The organism is Pseudomonas sp. R9.37, assembly GCF_963878885.1.
In the GTDB taxonomy this organism is placed as follows: domain Bacteria; phylum Pseudomonadota; class Gammaproteobacteria; order Pseudomonadales; family Pseudomonadaceae; genus Aquipseudomonas.
The window spans coordinates 117,774-135,071 of the sequence record NZ_CAWNZA010000011.1; the positions used below are offsets into that span (position 1 = coordinate 117,774).

Annotated in this window: 12 protein-coding genes and 3 pseudogenes; 2 read left to right on the forward strand and 13 right to left on the reverse strand. The window is 62.4% G+C overall.

Annotated features, from left to right (window positions below; genetic code table 11):
• Positions 1-170 precede the first annotated feature (170 nt).
• The 9 genes and pseudogenes from AACU78_RS07190 to AACU78_RS07235 all read right to left on the reverse strand — a co-directional run bounded on the left by AACU78_RS07190 (position 171) and on the right by AACU78_RS07235 (position 8,498).
• Positions 171-803 (reverse strand): sarcosine oxidase subunit gamma, encoded by a 633-nt coding sequence (locus tag AACU78_RS07190; RefSeq protein WP_106575580.1) that lies wholly within the window; start codon positions 801-803, stop codon positions 171-173.
• A gap of 122 nt (positions 804-925) precedes the next feature.
• Positions 926-3,943 (reverse strand): sarcosine oxidase subunit alpha, encoded by a 3,018-nt coding sequence (locus AACU78_RS07195; RefSeq protein ID WP_106575581.1) that lies wholly within the window; start codon positions 3,941-3,943, stop codon positions 926-928.
• Entirely contained in the window at positions 3,940-4,242 is a 303-nt protein-coding gene (locus tag AACU78_RS07200; RefSeq protein WP_073525868.1) for a sarcosine oxidase subunit delta, read from the reverse strand. Before AACU78_RS07200 ends, AACU78_RS07195 begins: the two co-directional genes overlap by 4 nt.
• A 15-nt stretch (positions 4,243-4,257) precedes the next feature.
• Positions 4,258-5,508 carry a sarcosine oxidase subunit beta gene (locus tag AACU78_RS07205; protein WP_010207084.1) on the reverse strand — a complete coding sequence of 417 codons (1,251 nt, stop codon included), beginning with the start codon at positions 5,506-5,508 and terminating at the stop codon, positions 4,258-4,260.
• A gap of 22 nt (positions 5,509-5,530) precedes the next feature.
• Complete coding sequence (gene glyA / locus AACU78_RS07210; RefSeq protein ID WP_106575582.1) at positions 5,531-6,784, reverse strand: serine hydroxymethyltransferase; 1,254 nt, start codon at positions 6,782-6,784, stop codon at positions 5,531-5,533.
• Positions 6,785-7,019: 235 nt separating this feature from the next.
• Positions 7,020-7,136: pseudogene (locus AACU78_RS07215) on the reverse strand (TraX family protein); the annotation flags it as partial.
• A gap of 86 nt (positions 7,137-7,222) precedes the next feature.
• Positions 7,223-7,330, reverse strand: a pseudogene (locus AACU78_RS07220) (TraX family protein); the annotation flags it as partial.
• A gap of 236 nt (positions 7,331-7,566) precedes the next feature.
• Positions 7,567-7,674, reverse strand: a pseudogene (locus tag AACU78_RS07230) (TraX family protein); the annotation flags it as partial.
• 95 nt (positions 7,675-7,769) lie between these two features.
• Positions 7,770-8,498: a TraX family protein gene (locus AACU78_RS07235; RefSeq protein WP_106575583.1), complete on the reverse strand. Its 729-nt coding sequence runs from the start codon at positions 8,496-8,498 to the stop codon at positions 7,770-7,772.
• 90 nt (positions 8,499-8,588) lie between these two features.
• Between AACU78_RS07235 and AACU78_RS07240 the strand changes: the two genes are divergently transcribed.
• Positions 8,589-9,629 (forward strand): threonine aldolase family protein, encoded by a 1,041-nt coding sequence (locus AACU78_RS07240; protein ID WP_106575584.1) that lies wholly within the window; start codon positions 8,589-8,591, stop codon positions 9,627-9,629.
• Positions 9,630-9,766: 137 nt separating this feature from the next.
• Here AACU78_RS07240 and gbcB read toward each other — a convergent pair whose 3' ends face one another.
• Positions 9,767-10,867: a glycine-betaine demethylase subunit GbcB gene (gene gbcB / locus AACU78_RS07245; protein WP_106575585.1), complete on the reverse strand. Its 1,101-nt coding sequence runs from the start codon at positions 10,865-10,867 to the stop codon at positions 9,767-9,769.
• A gap of 283 nt (positions 10,868-11,150) precedes the next feature.
• Between gbcB and gbcA the strand changes: the two genes are divergently transcribed.
• Positions 11,151-12,446: a glycine-betaine demethylase subunit GbcA gene (gene gbcA, locus AACU78_RS07250; RefSeq protein WP_106575586.1), complete on the forward strand. Its 1,296-nt coding sequence runs from the start codon at positions 11,151-11,153 to the stop codon at positions 12,444-12,446.
• A gap of 849 nt (positions 12,447-13,295) precedes the next feature.
• Here gbcA and etfB read toward each other — a convergent pair.
• From etfB to dgcB, 3 genes are read right to left on the reverse strand one after another with little or no spacing between them, the layout of a single operon-like run.
• On the reverse strand, positions 13,296-14,066 hold the full coding sequence (gene etfB, locus AACU78_RS07255) for an electron transfer flavoprotein subunit beta (RefSeq protein WP_106575588.1): 771 nt from the start codon (positions 14,064-14,066) through the stop codon (positions 13,296-13,298).
• 10 nt (positions 14,067-14,076) lie between these two features.
• Positions 14,077-15,297, reverse strand: a complete 1,221-nt coding sequence (gene etfA / locus AACU78_RS07260) for an electron transfer flavoprotein subunit alpha (protein ID WP_106575589.1) — start codon at positions 15,295-15,297, stop codon at positions 14,077-14,079.
• Complete coding sequence (gene dgcB, locus AACU78_RS07265; protein WP_106575590.1) at positions 15,297-17,240, reverse strand: dimethylglycine demethylation protein DgcB; 1,944 nt, start codon at positions 17,238-17,240, stop codon at positions 15,297-15,299. The genes etfA and dgcB overlap by 1 nt, the downstream gene beginning before the upstream one ends.
• Between the last annotated feature and the right edge of the window lie 58 nt (positions 17,241-17,298).

Consider the following 17,298-nt stretch of genomic DNA (forward strand, 5'->3'; position numbering starts at 1 on the left):
GTGAATCCTCAGGCCCTTGTGGCGAGGGGGCTTGCCCCCCGTTGGGCGGCGAAGCAGCCCCAAAACCTGCCACTCGGCTGTTTCAGAAAAAATACGCGAATCCTGGGACCGCTGCGCGCTCCAACGGGGGGCAAGCCCCTCGCCACAACAGCCCTCTGGTGTTCATTCGATCAGGCTTGAACACTCAGGCCGAATTCGGCCGAGGCATCTTGCAGCCACAACCACCAGTAGTCCGAGAAGCTGCGACGAATCACCAGTTCCCAAGTGTCTTCAGCCGTGTGGCGGATCACCAGTTGGGACTTGGCGAACACCGTGCCCACCGCCTTGCCCACCGGGAAGTTGTTGGGGTGCACGTCGTAGCTGGTGGACTTCATCAGCACGTCGCGCACGTTCGGGCCGCTGAGTTCGAGGATCTGCTGACCGCCGCTGACGTTGACGACCTGGATATGCAGGTCGCCCAAGGCAGCCCGCAGGTTTTGTTCGGCGGCAAATTCTTCACCGCTAGGCACCACCAGCAGCCACTCATCCGGGCCGAGCCATTGCAGGCTGGTTTCGCCGTTGATGATGACTTGCAGGGCGCCAGGCAGTTCGATGCCGAGGGCTTTGTGCACGCCGGCAGCGAAGGCCGCATCGTGGCCATCGCCACGGAGGGTCAGGTGGCCGAGCAGTTTCTTTTCACGCACGGTCACGCCGGCGTTCTTGCGGCCCTTGCCCACCAGGCTGGCGAGGTCGGCATGGTGCAGCGACGACTCGGCCTTGGCACCGGCGGTGGGGCGTTGTTGGTAAACATTGGCTGCTGTCATAAAGCACCTATCTGAATTCTGTTGTGGGGCTACTGGCCTCATCGGGGGCAAGCCCCCTCCCACAGGGGAATGCATTTCACAATGTGGGAGGGGCTTGCCCCCGATGCAGGCACCTCGGTCTATCAGATGTTCTGCCGCTCACCTTTGGGGTCAAAGAACACCGAGGACACAATCTCCGCCTCGATCACGCTGCCATCGGCCTGCGGTGAGAACACCCGCTCGCCGATGCGCTTCAAACCGCCCTTCACCACCGCCATCGCAAACGAGTAACCCAGCGAGTTATGCGCATAGCTTGAGGTCACGTGGCCGACCATCTTCATCGGGATCGTCTGCTTCGGATCGAACACCAGCTGCGCGCCTTCCGGCAGCCACACCGTCGGGTCAATCGGCTTCAAGCCCACCAGTTGCTTGCGGTCTTCACGCACACAATCTTCGCGATTCATCCCGCGCCAGCCGATCCAAGAGAACGGTTTGGTGCGGCCTACACACCAGCCCATGTTCAGGTCGTCCGGGGTCATCGAGCCGTCGGTGTCCTGGCCGACGATGATGAAACCCTTCTCGGCCCGCAGCACGTGCATGGTCTCGGTGCCGTACGGGGTCAGGTTGTACTTTTTGCCCGCCTCGACGATCTGCTCGAGCACGCCCATGGCGTAGTCGGCCTGCACGTTGACCTCAAACGACAGCTCGCCGGTAAACGAGATACGGAACACCCGCGCCGGCACGCCGCCGACCAGGCCTTCTTTCCAGGTCATGAACGGGAAGCCGTCCTTGTCCAGGTCGATATCAGTCACTTCGGCCAGCAGCTTGCGGCTGTTGGGGCCGGACAGGGTCATGGTTGCCCAGTGGTCGGTGACCGAAGTGAAGTACACCTTCAGGTCTGGCCACTCGGTCTGTTGATAGATCTCCAGCCATTGCAATACGCGCGCGGCGCCGCCGGTGGTGGTGGTCATCAGGAAGTGGTTGTCAGCGAGGCAGGCGGTCACGCCGTCGTCGAAGACCATGCCGTCTTCCTTGCACATCAGGCCGTAGCGCGCCTTGCCCACGTCGAGCTTGGTCCAGGCATTGCTGTAGATGCGGTTGAGGAACTCGCGGGCATCCGGGCCTTGAATGTCGATCTTGCCGAGGGTCGACGCATCCAGGAGGCCGACGCTGTCGCGCACCGCCAGGCATTCGCGTTTGACGGCGGCGTGCAGGTCTTCACCGTTGCGCGGGAAGTACCACGGGCGTTTCCACTGGCCGACGTCTTCAAACTCGGCGCCGTTTTTCACGTGCCAGGCGTGCAGCGCGGTGTAGCGCACCGGTTCGAAGATGTGCCCACAGTGGCGGCCCGCTACGGCGCCGAAGGTGACCGGCGTGTAGTTGGGGCGGAACATCGTGGTGCCCATCTGCGGGATGGTCACGTTCAGCGATCGGGCCGCGATGGCCAGGCCGTTGACGTTGCCGAGCTTGCCCTGGTCAGTGCCGAACCCCAGCGCGGTATAGCGTTTGACGTGCTCGACCGACTCGAACCCTTCGCGGGTCGCCAGTTCGATAGCGGCGGCGGTGACGTCGTTTTGCAGGTCGACAAATTGCTTCGGCGCCCGTGCAGTGGCTTTCTCGTGAGGCACTTGGAACAGCGCCAGGGTCGGCTCTTCCAGACGGCTCAAGGCTTTGGGCAGCGTGCCTTCCACCGGCGCAAAACCGGCTTCGCTGGCCGCGCGCACGCCGCCTTCAAAGCCATCGGCCAGGGAATCGCCAAGGCCGTAGACGCCATTGATCCCACCGACGCACACGCGTTTTTGCGGTGCTTCGCCCGGTACGAAACCGAGGATGTCTTCACGCCAGGTTGGCTTGCCGCCCAAGTGCGAGGCCAAGTGAACCACCGGGCTGTAGCCGCCGGAGCTGGCGACCAGGTCGCAGTCCAGCCACTCACCGGGGCTGGTGACTTTGTGCGCTTTAACGTCAATGGCGGCGACGCGAGCAGCGGTCACGTGCTTGCTGCCACGCGCTTCGATCACGGCGCTGCCGGTGAGGATGCGAATGCCTTTGGCGCGGGCTTCTTCCACCAGCGCACCGCGAGGGTTGTGGCGCGCATCGGCCACGGCGACGACGGTGAGGCCCGCGTCGAACCAGTCCAGCGCCACGCGGTAGGCGTGGTCATTGTTGGTCGAGAGCACCAGCTTTTTACCGGGTGCCACGCCGTAACGACGCACGTAAGTCGAGACCGCGCCGGCGAGCATGTTGCCCGGCACGTCGTTGTTGCCGTACACCAGCGGGCGCTCGCAGGCACCGGTCGCCAGCACCACGCGCTTGGCGCGCACACGGTGGATGCGCTGACGCACCACGCCAATCGGCGCACGGTCACCGAGGTGGTCGGTGAGGCGTTCGTGAATGGTCAGGAAGTTGTGGTCGTGGTAACCGTTGACGGTGGCGCGAGGCAGCAGCACCACGTCCGGCAGAGCCTTGAGCTCAGCGATCACACTGGCAACCCACTCGGTGGCCGGCTTGCCGTCGAGGCTTTCGCGCGAATCCAGCAGCGAGCCGCCGAATTCTTCCTGCTCGTCGGCGATGATCACTCGCGCGCCGCTGCGCGCAGCCGCCAGGGCGGCCGATAAACCGGCAGGGCCTGCGCCAACGACCAGCACGTCACAATGACGGTTGAAGTTGTCGTAGGTGTCCGGGTCGTTCTCGGTGGGCGAGCGCCCCAGACCTGCTGCCTTGCGAATGTACTTCTCGTACGTCATCCAGAACGATTGCGGGTACATGAAGGTTTTGTAGTAGAAACCCGGTGGCATCAGCTTGCCGCCGACCTTGCCGAGAATGCCCATCATGTCGTTGTTCACGCTCGGCCAGCCGTTGGTGCTGGTGGCGACCAAACCCTGGTAAAGCGCCTGTTGCGTGGCACGCACGTTAGGGATTTGCGTGGCTTCGGTGGCGCCGATCTGCAGCACCGCGTTCGGCTCTTCGGCACCGGCGGCAAAGATGCCGCGCGGGCGCGAGTACTTGAAGCTGCGGCCGATGATGTCGACGCCATTGGCCAGCAAGGCGGCGGCCAGCGTGTCGCCCTCAAAGCCCTTGTAGCTCTGGCCGTTGAAGCTGAAGGTCAGGACTTTGTTGCGGTCGATGCGGCCACCGTTGGACAGGCGATTGATCTGGCTCATACCTTCTCTCCAGAAGCCTTGGCGGTGAATTGCGGCTTCTCGCCAATCTTGTAGGTTTCAAGAATTTCGTAGGTCAGGGTGTCGCGCGTGGCGTTGAAATACTGGCGGCAACCGGCGGCGTGAATCCACAGCTCGTGGTGCAGGCCACGGGGGTTATCGCGGAAGAACATGTAGTCGCCCCACTGCTCATCGGTGCAGGCATTCGGGTCCAGCGGGCGCGGGATGTGCGCTTGGCCGGACGCGTGGAATTCCTCTTCGGAGCGCAGTTCGCCACAGTGAGGACAGAAGATATGCAACATAGGAAATTTCTCCTGTTAGTGGGCGACGGCCGCAGCGCCGTGTTCGTCGATCAACGCACCGTTGTGGAAACGGTCGATGGAGAAAGGCGCGGCCAGCGGGTGCATTTCACCCTTGGCGAGGCTGGCGGCAAACACGTTGCCTGAGCCCGGCGTGGCCTTGAAGCCACCGGTGCCCCAACCGCAGTTGAAGAACATGTTCGGCACTGGCGTCTTGGAGATGATCGGGCAGGCGTCCGGCGTGGTGTCGACGATGCCGCCCCATTGACGGTTCATGCGTACGCGCGACAGCACCGGGAACATCTCGACGATGGCCTGAATGGTGTGTTCGATCACCGGGTACGAGCCGCGCTGGCCATAGCCGTTGTAGCCGTCGATGCCGGCGCCGATCACCAGGTCGCCCTTGTCGGACTGGCTGATGTAACCGTGCACGGCGTTGGACATGATCACGCTGTCGATAATCGGCTTGATCGGCTCGGAAACGAGCGCTTGCAGCGGGTGGGATTCGATCGGCAGGCGGAAGCCCGCGAGCGAAGCCATGTGCCCGGAGTTACCGGCCGTCACTACGCCGACACGCTTGGCGCCGATAAAGCCCTTGTTGGTTTCCACACCGATGCACACGCCGTTTTCCTTGCGAAAGCCGATCACTTCGGTCTGCTGGATCAAGTCCACGCCGAGGGCGTCGGCAGCTCGCGCAAAACCCCACGCCACAGCATCGTGACGGGCCACGCCGCCGCGCCGTTGCACGGTGGCGCCGAGTACCGGGTAGCGGGTGTTTTTCGAGCAGTCGAGGTACGGGATCTCGTCGGCCACTTGTTTGGCGTTGAGCAGTTCGCCGTCCACGCCGTTGAGGCGGTTGGCGCTGACGCGGCGCTCGGAGTCACGGATGTCTTGCAGGGTGTGGCACAGGTTGTAGACGCCACGCTGGGAGAACATCACGTTGTAGTTCAGGTCCTGGGACAGGCCTTCCCACAGTTTCATCGCGTGTTCGTACAGGTGCGCCGACTCGTCCCACAGGTAGTTGGAACGCACGATGGTGGTGTTGCGCGCGGTGTTACCGCCGCCCAGCCAGCCTTTCTCGACCACGGCCACATTGGTGATGCCGTGTTCTTTGGCCAGATAGTAGGCGGTCGCCAGACCATGCCCGCCGCCGCCGACGATGACCACGTCGTAGACCTTTTTCGGTGTGGGCGTGCGCCACATCTTCTGCCAGTTTTCGTGGTGGCTGAGTGAGTGCTTGAAGAGGCCGAAGCCCGAGTAGCGTTGCATAGTCATTACTCCAAAACCGCGCTCAGCGATAAACCGGGAAATCAGCGCACAGGGCAGACACGTGCTTGGCCACGTTGGCCTCGACATCGGCGTCGCCGAGGTTGTCGAGGATGTCGCAGATCCAGCCGGCCAGCTCAATGCACTGCGGCACTTTGAAGCCACGTGTGGTCACCGCCGGGGTGCCGATGCGCAGGCCCGAGGTCACGAACGGCGACTGCGGGTCATTCGGCACGGCGTTCTTGTTGACGGTGATGTGGGCGCGACCAAGGGCGGCGTCCGCCTCTTTGCCGGTGAGGCCCTGACGGATCAGGCTGACCAGGAACAGGTGGTTGTCGGTGCCGCCGGACACCACGTCGTAGCCACGTTTGATAAACACACTGGCCATGGCCTGGGCGTTTTCGATCACTTGTTGCTGGTAGACCTTGAAGCCAGGCTCCGCCGCTTCCTTGAAGCACACCGCCTTGCCGGCGATCACATGCATCAGCGGGCCGCCCTGGGCGCCGGGGAATACGGCGGCGTTGAGTTTTTTCTCAATCTCTTCGTTGGCCTTGGCCAGGATCAAGCCGCCACGCGGACCGCGCAGGGTTTTGTGGGTGGTGGTAGTGACCACATCGGCATACGGCAGCGGGTTCGGGTACAAACCGGCGGCCACCAAGCCGGCGACGTGGGCCATGTCGACGAACAGCAGCGCGCCAACCTTGTCGGCGATCGCGCGGAAACGCGGGAAATCCAGGGTTTTGGAGTAAGCGGAGAAACCGGCCACCACCATCTTCGGCTTGTGCTCCACCGCCAGGCGCTCGACTTCGTCGTAGTCGATCAGGCCGGTGTCAGTGTTGATGCCGTATTGCACCGCGTTGTACAGCTTGCCCGAGGACGACACTTTGGCGCCATGGGTCAAGTGACCGCCATGGGCCAGGCTCATGCCGAGGATGGTGTCGCCGGCGTTCAGCAGCGCCAGGTACACCGCGCTGTTGGCGGACGAGCCGGAGTGCGGCTGCACGTTGGCGTAATCGGCGCCGAACAGCTGCTTGGCGCGCTCGATGGCCAGGGCTTCAACCTTGTCCACATGCTCGCAGCCGCCGTAGTAGCGCTTGCCGGGGTAGCCTTCGGCGTATTTGTTGGTGAGGCCGCTGCCCTGAGCTTCCATCACGCGTTTGCTGGTGTAGTTCTCGGACGCGATCAGCTCGATATGATCTTCCTGACGCTGCTCCTCGGCATTCATCGCCGCCAGCAAGGCGTCGTCATATCCCTGGATCTGGTCTTTTTTGCTGAACATCGCGTCTCTCCCAGCCTTTCGTATTGTTGAGGCCCGTGCAGGGCCTTTGATGCGATGGTAGGGCTGGCGCAGACAGGTCAAATGCCTACGGACGCCACGCAAAGGTGCGTTTACGACATAGCGGCAACAACACCGATCAAATGTGGGAGGGGGCTTGCCCACGATAGCGGCGGATCAGCTTGCACCTAGGCTGGCTGACACACCGCAATCGGGGGCAAGCCCCCTCCCACAGGGGTTAGGCGATGATCTGGCGCACGAGTAGCAGCAGCAGAAAATGCTCGGGATTGAGTGCATACGCCCAGCGCCGCATGGCGGGCGGCGTCACAGGGTTGGCGTGTCGCAAATGTGGGAGGGGGCTTGCCCCCGATAGCGGCGGATCAGCTTGCACCTAGGCTGGCTGACACACCGCAATCGGGGGCAAGCCCCCTCCCACAGAGGTTAGGCGATGATCTGGCGCACGAGTAGCAGCAGCAGGAAATGCACGGGATAGAGGGCATACGCCCAGCGCCGCATGTGCGGCGGCGTCACAGGGTTGGCGTGTCGCAAATGTGGGAGGGGGCTTGCCCCCTCCCACAGGGGTTAGGCGATGATCTGGCGCACGAGTAGCAGCAGCAGGAAATGCACGGCATAGAGGGCATACGCCCAGCGCCGCATGGGCGGTGGCGTCACAGGGTTGGCGTGTCGCAAATGTGGGAGGGGGCTTGCCCCCGATAGCGGCGGATCAGCTCGCACCTAGGCAGGCTGACACACCGCAATCGGGGGCAAGCCCCCTCCCACAGGGGTTAGGCGATGATCTGGCGCACGAGTAGCAGCAGCAGGAAATGCGCGGGATAGAGTGCATACGCCCAGCGCCGCATGGGCGGCGGCGTCACAGGGTTGGCGTGTCGCAAATGTGGGAGGGGGCTTGCCCCCGATAGCGGTTGATCAGCTCGCACCTAGGCTGGCTGACACACCGCAATCGGGGGCAAGCTCCCTCCCACAGGGGTTAGGCGATGATCTGGCGCACGAGTAGCAGCAGCAGAAAATGCACGGGATAGAGTGCATACGCCCAGCGCCGCATGGCGGGCGGCGAGACGTTTTGGGCATGTCGCAATAAGACCACGCCAGCCAAAGGTGCGATCAGGCAGGCGGCCAACCCGGTCAGCGCCACGGTTGAGCCGCTGTTGAGCAAAATCTGCCATTGATTCGCCGCCACGCAGACCAACCCCGGCAACACACCGAAATACCATGGCCGACTGAACACCAGCAGCATCGCCAGCGGCAGCAATACACCGAAAATCCCGAACATCAGTTGAGTGGAAAACACCACGCCCAGCACGAGGGCAATCAGCGCCAATCCTCGATCAACAAGCGCCTTCTGCTGCCATCCTCGGGCAACCAGCAGACCCAGCGCCAGAGTCGGCAACACGTTCAAGGTATCGGCATCGTCGATAAACAGTCGGTACGGTACTTCACTGATCACACTGAACAGCAACAACCAGCCCAGGTAACGCCATTGGCCCGTTACCGGCGCATCTTTGACCCGGTGCAGGTTCGCCGCAATCGCCAGGCAAAACCAGGGGAATGCCAGGCGCCCCGGCACGTACAGGCCATCCAGGCTCAAGCCGACATAGCGTAGGTGATCCAGGACCATGCTCAGCAGCGCCAGCCACTTGAGCAGGTCCAGGGCGCCATCGCGCGCGTGCTTGGCAGGAATCGTTTCAGTACCGTGCATAATTCCCCAGTGACTTTGCATTTACAGTGCGTGCGCCCGCCCAACATTCTTGGTTACAGTGCGCACCAACATCGACCACAGGAATGGGCCATGACCGACAAGAGCCAACAATTCGCCAGCGACAACTATTCCGGCATTTGCCCGGAAGCCTGGGCCGCCATGGAACTCGCCAACCAGGGCCATCAGCGCGCCTACGGCGATGATGAATGGACCCACCGCGCCGCCGACGGTTTCCGCAATCTGTTCGAGACCGACTGCGAAGTATTCTTCGCCTTCAACGGCACCGCCGCCAACTCCCTGGCGTTGTCCTCGCTGTGCCAGAGCTACCATAGCGTGATTTGCTCGGAAACCGCCCACGTCGAAACCGACGAATGCGGCGCGCCGGAGTTTTTCTCCAACGGCTCCAAGCTGCTCACCGCCCGCACTGAAAACGGCAAGCTGACCCCCGAGTCGATCCGCGAGATCGCGCTCAAGCGCCAGGACATTCACTACCCCAAACCACGCGTGGTCACCCTGACCCAAGCCACCGAAGTCGGCAGCGTGTACACCCCGCAAGAAATCCGCGCGATCAGTGCCACCTGCAAGGAACTGGGCCTGAACCTGCACATGGACGGCGCACGTTTCTCCAACGCCTGCGCGTTCCTCGGCTGCTCCCCGGCCGACCTGACGTGGAAAGCCGGCGTGGACGTATTGTGCTTCGGCGGCACGAAAAACGGCATGGCGGTGGGTGAAGCCATCCTGTTCTTCAACCACAAATTGGCTGAAGACTTCGATTACCGCTGCAAACAGGCCGGTCAGTTGGCGTCGAAAATGCGCTTCCTCTCGGCGCCGTGGGTGGGCCTGCTGGAAAACGACGCCTGGCTCAAACACGCCCGCCACGCCAACCACTGCGCGCAATTGCTGAGCAGCCTGGTGGCGGACATTCCTGGTGTGGAGTTAATGTTCCCGGTGCAAGCCAACGGCGTGTTCCTGCAGCTCTCGGAAGCGGCCATAGAGGCGCTGACGGCCAAGGGCTGGCGCTTCTACACCTTCATCGGCAAAGGTGGCGCGCGGTTCATGTGTGCGTGGGATACCGAGGAAGAGCGCGTGCGCGAATTGGCAGCCGATATACGCGAAGTGATGGGCGCCTGAATTCACCACTGAACAAAATGTGAGAGGGGGCCTGCCCCCGATAGCAGTCTTTCAGTCAATGCATCAGTGACTGTTCCACTGCCATCGGGGGCAAGCCCCCTCCCACATTTGCCCCGCCCGCTTGAGGGTTCGGCCTATCAGAACTCGATACGCACATCACCCTTCGGCACACTGCAGCACGACAGGATGTAGCCTTCGGCCTCGTCTTCCTCGGTAATCCCGCCGTTGTGGTCCATCTCGACCTCCCCGCCCAGCTTCATCACCTTGCAGGTGCCGCAGATGCCCATGCCGCAGGCTTTGGGAATCAGCAAACCAAGCTTGGCCGCAGCGGCGTGGACGGTTTCGCCCGGCGCCACGCGAATGCTCTTGCCCGACGCAATGAACTCCACCTGATGCAGATCGGCCAAGTCGATTTCGGGGGCGTCGGCGGCCTGTTCGGCTTGCTCCACCGCGTCGGCACGCGCTTCCGGCGGCGTCGCGCCGAAGGACTCCTCGTGGTAGCGCGTCATGTCAAAGCCCGCCACTTCCAGCAGACGCTTCACCGCGTTCATGTACGGCGTAGGGCCGCAGCAGAACACTTCGCGCTCAAGGAAGTCCGGCACCATCAGTTCGAGCATCTTGTGGTTCAGGTAGCCGCGATAACCGGCCCAGGGCTCGCCGAGGCCGTGTTTTTCACAGATCAGGTGCAGGCTGAAGTTGTCGATTCGCGACGCCATGTGTTCCAGCTCGCGGTGGTAAATGATGTCTTTGGGCGAGCGCGCGCTGTGGATAAACGTCATGTCGACATTGGCGTTGGTGTCGTAATACCAACGCGCCATGGACATCACCGGCGTGATGCCGACGCCGCCGCTCAGATACAGCACTTTCGGGTTGCTGAAATCGATGGCATTGAACAGCCCCACCGGCCCGTGCACCGCCAGCTCCTGGCCTTCGTGCAGCGTGTCGTGCAGCCAGTTGGAGACTTTGCCGCCCGGCACGCGCTTGATCGTCACCGAAAAGCTGTACGGCACCGACGGTGAACTGGAGATGGTGTAGGAGCGCATGATCGGCTGGCCGTCGATTTCCAGCTCCAGGGTGACGAACTGCCCCGGCTTGAAAAAGAACAGGATCGGCTGGTCGGCCATAAAGCAGAAGGTGCGCACGTCCCAGGTTTCCTGGATGACTTTGACGCAACGGACAATGTGCCGACCATTGGCCCAGGTCTGGGTGGTGACCGGATTCAGGAAGCTGTTGGACATGCTGTTCTCCGCAGCCGTATATCGGCCTGATGGTGGCGATTCTGCGTAACGCGAGAAGCGTCCATTTACCTATCTGCGACATTCACATACTTATCGCGACCAGCCCCCATACCACGGGGGTTGCGCGTCGGGATCAGAGTGGGCCATGTCGCTAATGGACAAGGTTCTGGCCTTTGCCGGGCCCACACTCGCTCCCAACACAGACGCTTTCTTTACGCCTTGCTGCAAAACCTGATTAGCCACTTTTCGCCGGCCACACAGAATGGCCCTGAGGACACACACGATGGACGTCACCGCAACCTTAAGCTTGGGCGATCCGCTGGAACCCGCACGCAAGGCCACCGCGCAAATGCTGCAAGAGCGCGAGCGCACTTTTTCGCTGCCGCAGCCGTTTTACTCTGACGAGCGGCTGTTTGATATCGACATGCAGGAGATCTTCCAGAAAGAGTGGTTGATCGCCGGCATGACCTGCGAGATTCCCACCAAGGGCAACTACCTGACCCTGCAAGTGGGCAAGAACCCGATCATCGTGATCCGTGGCGCCGAGGGCGTGGTGCATGCCTTTCACAACGTGTGCCGTCACCGTGGCTCACGCCTGTGCACCAGCGACAAGGGCAAGGTCGCCAAACTCGTCTGCCACTACCACCAGTGGACCTACGAGCTGGACGGCCGCCTGCTGTTCGCCGGCACCGAGATGGGCGCCGACTTCGACATGAAGCAGTACGGCTTGAAACCCGTGAACGTGAAGACCGCCGGCGGCTACATCTTCATCAGCCTGGCCGAGAACCCGCCGGCCATCGACGACTTCCTGTCGACGCTGAACCACTACATGGAACCCTACGACATGGAAAACACCAAGGTGGCGATCCAGACCACCTTGTTCGAAAAGGCCAACTGGAAGCTGGTGCTGGAAAACAACCGCGAGTGCTACCACTGCAACGCCTCGCACCCGGAACTGTTGAAAACCCTGCTGGAGTGGGACGACGTCACCGACCCGCGCGCCGACCAGGCCTTCAAGGACCACGTCGCCGCTTCCGCCGCCGCGTGGGATGCCGAGAAGATCCCTTACGCCCACGCCAGCTTCGGCCTGCGTAACCGCATCGTGCGCATGCCACTGCTCAAGGGCACGGTGTCGATGACCCTGGACGGCAAACAAGGCTGCAACAAGCTGATGGGCCGCATCAAGAACCCGGACCTGGGCTCGATGCGCATCCTGCACTTGCCGCACTCGTGGAACCACTGCATGGGCGATCACATCATCGTGTTCACCGTGTGGCCGATCAGCGCCCAGGAAACCATGGTTACCACCAAGTGGATCGTGCACAAGGACGCCGTCGAAGGCGTGGACTACGACGTGGAGCGCATGCGCAAGGTGTGGGACGCCACCAACGACCAAGACCGTCGCCTGGCTGAAGAAAACCAGCGCGGGATCAACTCCACCGCCTATCAGCCAGGGCCTTACTCCAAGACGTATGAGTTTGGTGTGGTGAATTTTGTGGATTGGTACAGCGAGCGTTTGCTGAGCAACCTGGGCGCTGCGCCTGCGCCGTATCTCAAGGGCGTGGCCGTACACGAGTAACTGACACGCGACCGATCAAAATGTGGGAGCGGGCTTGCCCGCGAATGCGGCGGATCAGCCAGCCCATCTGGCGACTGACACACCGCTTTCGCGAGCAAGCCCGCTCCCACAATAGGTTTGCGCACTGTTCAAAAGTTGATCAACTGCCTTGCAACCCTTTACAGCCCTGCCCTCCAGCCTTCGCCCAACAACTTATCCACAAAGCCACCCACAGCAATTGTGGGCAAGTGCTCCTTCCCCTTTGAATTAAATGAAGAAAATCCGTGACTTATTCAAGTCTTGCAGTTTTCACAGCACCTGATCATTTATTAACCAGACCTCTGAAAGCCTCTAATTGCATGGCCTGTAGAAGTACGCAAACACCTTATCCACAGAAGCACCAACAGACTTTGGGGGCAACTTTATCAATGCTGTGGAAAACCGCGTCAAAGCTTCACAATTCAGGCGATTCAGGGGTTTTCGTCGGCAAACCAGACAAATTGATCATATTTTGAACAACCTATTGAAAGCCTTTGTTTATAAGGCCTGTAGCCGATAGCGAACATCTTATCCACAGAAGCGCCAACAGACTATGGGGGCAAGTGTGTCTCGGGCGATGCCCACGCTTGTGGAAAAACCCAAGCAAAAACCGTCGGTTAGGCTGGTTGTTTTTCGTACAGCGGGCTGCAGGGCTTGATATACAGGGAGTGTGGACAGCCGCGAACAGGTTATCCACAGGTGGATCAACAGGGATTGTGGGTAAGCCCACTAATCAAATGTGGGAGCCGGGCTTGCCCGCGATGCAGGCAACTCGGTTTATCAGTTAGACCGACGTGAGGCTATCGCAGGCAAGCCAGCTCCCACAGGGCATCAGCGCACCACGCCTTCTTCAATAAGCAGCTTGAGAATGGCCTCGGCACCCGCCTCGGGGCTCACCCCTTTGAGCACTTGTCCACCGCCGCCGCTGGCCTTGGCCGTGGCGGCCTTCATACGGTCGGCGCCGCTCTTGGCCTTGATCACCTTGAGGCGCTTGGGCCGAGGCTTGGCCGGCTGCAGCACCGCACCTGTGAATAACTCGTCCTGCTCGATCTCGACGTCATGGGCGGCCAATTCGCCGCGCTGCCCAGGCCCGTAGGCGCTTTGCCGTGGCTTGGGCGCGGCGTTATCCACCGTGGCCAGAAACGGCAGGCGCACTTTCAAGCGCCGCCGTTGGCCGCGCGGCAAGGCTTGCAGCACGTGGGCGATGCCGCCGTCGATGGACTCCACCTGCGCCAGCCCGACAATCAGCGGCCAGCCCAGTTGCTCGGCCAGCAGAAACGGCAACATGCCCGAGCCCTCGCCGGTTTCCGCCTGGCTGCCGGTGAGCACCACCTGGGCACCGGCATCGCGCAGGTAATCGCTGAGGGCCGGCAAGGCGTCAGCGCCGGCCGGCTGCTCAAGCACGTGCAATTGCGCCAAACCCATGCCCAGGTAACTGCGCAACGTCGGCTCGTGAATGTTGCCGGCGTGCAGCACCTGCAACTTATCCCCTGCCATTTGCAGGCCCAACTCGACGGCGCGGGCATCCTGCTCCGCGCGGCGTGGCCGGCCGGAAGTGGGGTGGGCGCCGATGGATACCAAGCTGATTACAGGCGTTGTCATGGTCATGTCCTTAAGCCGCATCGCGCTTGGCGCCGTTACGGTAGGCCTCGACCGCAGCGATCAAGGCTTGCAGAATCGCGGCGCTCTCGCCGATCACCGACAGGTCGGCACGCTTGATCATGTCGCAGCCGGGGTCGAGGTTGATTGCCACCACCTTGTCGCAGGCGCCAATGCCTTGCAGGTGCTGGATCGCCCCGGAAATGCCCACGGCCACGTAAACCCGCGCCGTGACCCAGGTGCCACTGGCGCCGACCTGTCGATCACGCGCCATAAAGCCATCGTCCACCGCCACCCGCGAGGCGCCTTCGGTGGCGCCCAGCGCCGCGGCGGTCCGGTGGAACAGTGCCCAGTCCTTCACGCCATTGCCGCCGGAGAAAATAAACTCCGCTTCGGCCATGGGAGTCGCGCCGGGGTCCACCGCCACCGCGCCGAGGTCTTCAATACGCGGCAAGCTGCGCGCCAAGGGTGTGGATAACTCCACGGGCAACGCTTCGTGACGTGTTTCGCTGACCGGTTCGGCGCACTCCACGGCCGCCAGGATCAGGCGCGGCAATGGCCGGGCCAGGTCTTCCTGGCCCGCACCCGCGCGGCCGATGCACTCCTCGCCCTTGATCTGCCACACCCGGGTAGCCGGGCGTTCCTTGAGGCTCGCGGCAAAGCGCCGCCCCAGCTCACCACCGCCGCTGCGGCTGTCCGGCAGCAGCCAGTGGCGCGGGTTGAACTGGTTATCCACAGCCCGCAGGCCTTGCACGCGTTGCTCCGGTGAATAACCGTCGAATGCGTGACCTTCCAACACCAGCAGGCGATCAACGCCCGCCGTGGCAAAGGCACTTTCCTTGTGTTCGCCAAACACCACCGCCAGCACGGCGCCGTCGCTGCCGGCGAGTTGCCGCGCCAAGCCGAGCACGTCGCGGTCGTGGCTGCTCAGGCGGCCGCCGACCATGTCCGGCACCACGCTGATGTAAAACGCTGGCGCTGGCACCTGATGCAATGGCAACAGCACCTCCACCGCCGCTGTGCGCTTGGCCGCGCCGCCCTGCTGGGCACCGCTGCGGTCGATACGCTTGATACCGTTAGGGCCGATAAAACCGACCCCATGTACGTTCTTGCGGATGACGCCGTTGGGTCCCATCCAGCTGTGTTGCTGCGGCTGCATCGCCGCATGCAGTGGGTGCAGGCGGTTACGGGCGATCCATTCGGCCCGTGGGTCGCGGCGGATAATATCGCTCATCAATGCACCTCCGCAGGTTCACGTTGGGTTGCAGACTTGGCCGGTGCTGCGTCCTCAAGCAAAGCGTCAGCCACCAGTTCGGCGATGTCCTTGATCAATGGGCGTGGTTCAACCACGCCTTCCAGCATCGCCGTGCACTGCGGGCAACCCACGGCCACCAGCTCGGCGCCGGTTTCGCGGATGTCGTCCATGCGCATGTCGGGAATACGTTGCTTGCCGGGAATGTCGGTGATCGGTGCACCGCCACCGCCACCGCAGCAGCGTGAGCGGAAGCCCGAGCGTTGCATTTCCTTGACCTCGATGCCCAGCGCGCGCAGCACTTGGCGCGGCGCCTCGTATTCGCCGTTGTAACGGCCCAGGTAACAAGGGTCGTGATAGGTCACGCTGTTGCCTTTGTGCTGACCCAGGTTCAACGCGCCTTCGCCGATCAGTTCGGCCATAAAGGTGCTGTGGTGCTGCACCCGATAGTTACCGTTGAAGGCGCCGTACTCGTTTTTCAGTACGTGGAAGCTGTGCGGGTCACAGGTGACGATGCGCTTGAAGCAGTATTTTTCCAGGGTCTGGATATTGCGCGTGGCCAACAGTTGGAACGTGGCTTCATCGCCCAGACGCCGCGCGACGTCGCCGCTGTCGCGCTCTTCCAGGCCGAGCACCGCGAAGTCGACCTTGGCCGCTTTCAGTACTTTGACGAAGGCGCGCAGGGTGCGTTGGTTGCGCATGTCGAAGGCACCGTCGCCGACCCAGAACAACACGTCGGCGCTGCCTTTTTCACTGAACAGCGGCAGGTTCAGGTCCGCCGCCCAATTCAGGCGGCCGCCCGGTGCAAAACCGCCGGGGTTGTCGGTGGCGATCAGGTTTTCCAGGACTTCGGCACCCTTGTTCGGCGTCGCGCCTTTTTCCAGGGTGAGGTGGCGGCGCATGTCGACGATGGCGTCCACGTGCTCGATCATCATCGGGCACTCTTCCACGCAGGCGCGGCAGGTGGTGCATGACCACAGGGTTTCGGCATCCACCAGCCCGTTGACGATCGGCTGGTGCGGGTTGCCGCCGTGTTCGCCCACCGGTTTGCCGGGATACGGGCTGCCGGCGAACTTGGCATCAGTGCCACCGGCCAGGCCGACGACCATGTCCTGGATCAATTTCTTCGGGTTCAACGGCTGGCCGGCGGCGAACGCCGGGCACGCGGCTTCGCACTTGCCGCACTGCACGCAGGCGTCGAAGCCGAGCAGTTGGTTCCAGGTAAAGTCCTTGGGTTTTTCCACGCCCAGCGGCGCGGTTTTATCGCTCAAGTCCAGCGGCTTCAGGCCGGTGGAGCGGCCGCCACCAAAGCGTTCGGCGCGGCGGTGCCAGGCCAGGTGCAGCGCACCGGCGAAGGCGTGTTTCATCGGGCCGCCCCAGGTCATGCCGAAGAACATTTCCGACACGCCCCACAGCACGCCCAGGCTCAGTAATGCAGCCAGCAGCCAGCCGCCGAAGTCGGCCGGCAGAATCCCGGCCACCGGCAAAGTCACCAGGAAGAAGCTCACCGAGAACGCCATCAGGCTTTTCGGCAGGCGCATCCACGGGCCTTTCGACAGGCGCGACGGCGGGTTGCGACGGCGCAGGTAGACAAACGTGGCGCCGACAAACATCAGCACCGACGCCAGCAGCAAGGCGTAGCCGAGGATGCGGTTATGCAGGCCGAAACCGTGCACCAGAATCGCCAGCAACGCCGAGAGCACAAAGCCCAGGGCGGTGGCGACGTGGGTGTTGGCGATGTATTTGTCGCGGGCCACCACGTGGTGCAGATCGACCATGTAGCGCTTGGGCATGGCCAGCAGGCCGCCGAGCAGGTCGACCTTGGAGGCACGGCCGCGGCGCCACATGTTCACCCGGCGCAGGGCGCCCAGCAAAGCCAGGCCCAGCGCCGCGAACAAAAGAACAGGCAGCAAGGTGTTCAACATGGTGAAGCTCCCACAAACCGCACATATCTACTGTGAAACTGGCCTGAATGTGGGAGGG

Coding starts and splice junctions, on each gene's coding strand:
- AACU78_RS07190 (WP_106575580.1), bottom strand. CDS start 803: ATGACAGCAGCCAATGTTTACCAACAACGCCCCACCGCCGGTGCCAAG.
- AACU78_RS07195 (WP_106575581.1), bottom strand. CDS start 3,943: ATGAGCCAGATCAATCGCCTGTCCAACGGTGGCCGCATCGACCGCAAC.
- AACU78_RS07200 (WP_073525868.1), bottom strand. CDS start 4,242: ATGTTGCATATCTTCTGTCCTCACTGTGGCGAACTGCGCTCCGAAGAG.
- AACU78_RS07205 (WP_010207084.1), bottom strand. CDS start 5,508: ATGCAACGCTACTCGGGCTTCGGCCTCTTCAAGCACTCACTCAGCCAC.
- glyA (WP_106575582.1), bottom strand. CDS start 6,784: ATGTTCAGCAAAAAAGACCAGATCCAGGGATATGACGACGCCTTGCTG.
- AACU78_RS07235 (WP_106575583.1), bottom strand. CDS start 8,498: ATGCACGGTACTGAAACGATTCCTGCCAAGCACGCGCGCGATGGCGCC.
- AACU78_RS07240 (WP_106575584.1), top strand. CDS start 8,589: ATGACCGACAAGAGCCAACAATTCGCCAGCGACAACTATTCCGGCATT.
- gbcB (WP_106575585.1), bottom strand. CDS start 10,867: ATGTCCAACAGCTTCCTGAATCCGGTCACCACCCAGACCTGGGCCAAT.
- gbcA (WP_106575586.1), top strand. CDS start 11,151: ATGGACGTCACCGCAACCTTAAGCTTGGGCGATCCGCTGGAACCCGCA.
- etfB (WP_106575588.1), bottom strand. CDS start 14,066: ATGACAACGCCTGTAATCAGCTTGGTATCCATCGGCGCCCACCCCACT.
- etfA (WP_106575589.1), bottom strand. CDS start 15,297: ATGAGCGATATTATCCGCCGCGACCCACGGGCCGAATGGATCGCCCGT.
- dgcB (WP_106575590.1), bottom strand. CDS start 17,240: ATGTTGAACACCTTGCTGCCTGTTCTTTTGTTCGCGGCGCTGGGCCTG.